The organism is Falsiroseomonas oryzae (genome assembly GCF_027856955.1).
Lineage (GTDB): Bacteria > Pseudomonadota > Alphaproteobacteria > Acetobacterales > Acetobacteraceae > Falsiroseomonas > Falsiroseomonas oryzae.
On the sequence record NZ_JAPSMD010000848.1, the window covers coordinates 1 to 1,140 of the forward strand.

Consider the following 1,140-nt stretch of genomic DNA (forward strand, 5'->3'; position numbering starts at 1 on the left):
CGGCCGGCGTGGCCCTCGGCCGCGCCTATCCGCGCCCGGTGGTCGGCCCAGCGGAGGGGCGCGCCCGGGCGCTCGCCGCGTTCGGCGCGCTGAAGCGCCCAGCGGCCGCGGCGTGAGCGCCCATCCCGGCGATCTCTGGCGCGGCTTCGCCGGGCTGCGCGTCGTCGCCGACGTGCATGGCGAGGCGGAGGCCTTCATCGCCGCCATCGAGGGTGCGGTCGCAGCCGACATGTTCGTCCTCCAGCTCGGCGACCTGACGGACCACGGGCCGGACAGCCCGGAGGTGCTGCGCCGGATGTTCGCGCTGATCGATGCCGGCCAGGGCCTGTTCCTGCTGGGCAACCACGACCACAAGCTGCGCCGCGCGCTGGTCGGCGCGCCGGTGCGGATCCAGCCGGAGGGGCTGGGCCGTACGCTCGAGCAGCTGGACGCCGCGCCGGACGGGCCCGCGCTGAAGGCGCGCGCGGTCGCCGAGATCGCGCGAGCGCCGGCCTGGATCCGCGACGGCGGGCGCGTCTTCGTGCATGGCGGCTTCCATCCGGGCATGCTGCACGCCTCGCCGCCGCCCGACGCCGGCACGGGCAAGGCCACCGGCCTCGTCACCCGCGCCATCTACGGCCAGGTCACCGGCCGGATGCGCGCGGACGGCTTCCCGGACCGCGTGCATGACTGGGTGGACCGCATCCCGCGCGACATGCTGGTGGTCTGCGGCCACGACCGCCGCTCCACCGATGGCCGGCCCTTCGTGGCGGAGGGCCTGCTCGGCGGCCGCTGCGTCTTCCTGGATTGCGGCGCCGGCAAGGGCGGCCACCTCGCCTGGCTCGACCTGCCGGCCTGGGCCTGACCACGGGCGGGTTCCAGACTCGCCTTGCCCGGTGGCCGGGCGGCAGGCATCGTCCTTGCGTAACGATGCAGATTTCACGGGGGACCCGCGTGCTCCTGCCCCGCTTCGAGGACAGCGCCGACTACGCCACGCTGCATGCGGGTGCGCATCGCCGCGCCGCGGCACATCTCGCCCCGCCCGGTCTGACCTGGCACCTGGCCTTCCGCGCGCCCTACCAGGAACGCGCCCGCCCGCCGGCCCGCACCGCGGCCGAGGCGCGCCGCGCGGCGGCCGAGGACACGGCGGACCGGCGCGAC

General features: G+C 76.6%; 2 protein-coding genes. Both read left to right on the forward strand.

Features of this window, described 5'->3' with window-relative positions; translation table 11 throughout:
* Positions 1-112 precede the first annotated feature (112 nt).
* Positions 113-844, forward strand: coding sequence for a metallophosphoesterase (locus tag OZN99_RS32175; protein ID WP_270939256.1), 732 nt, complete (start codon positions 113-115; stop codon positions 842-844).
* A gap of 89 nt (positions 845-933) precedes the next feature.
* Positions 934-1,140 (forward strand): hypothetical protein (locus tag OZN99_RS32180; protein WP_270939257.1); only part of this gene is annotated, 207 nt, incomplete at its 3' end.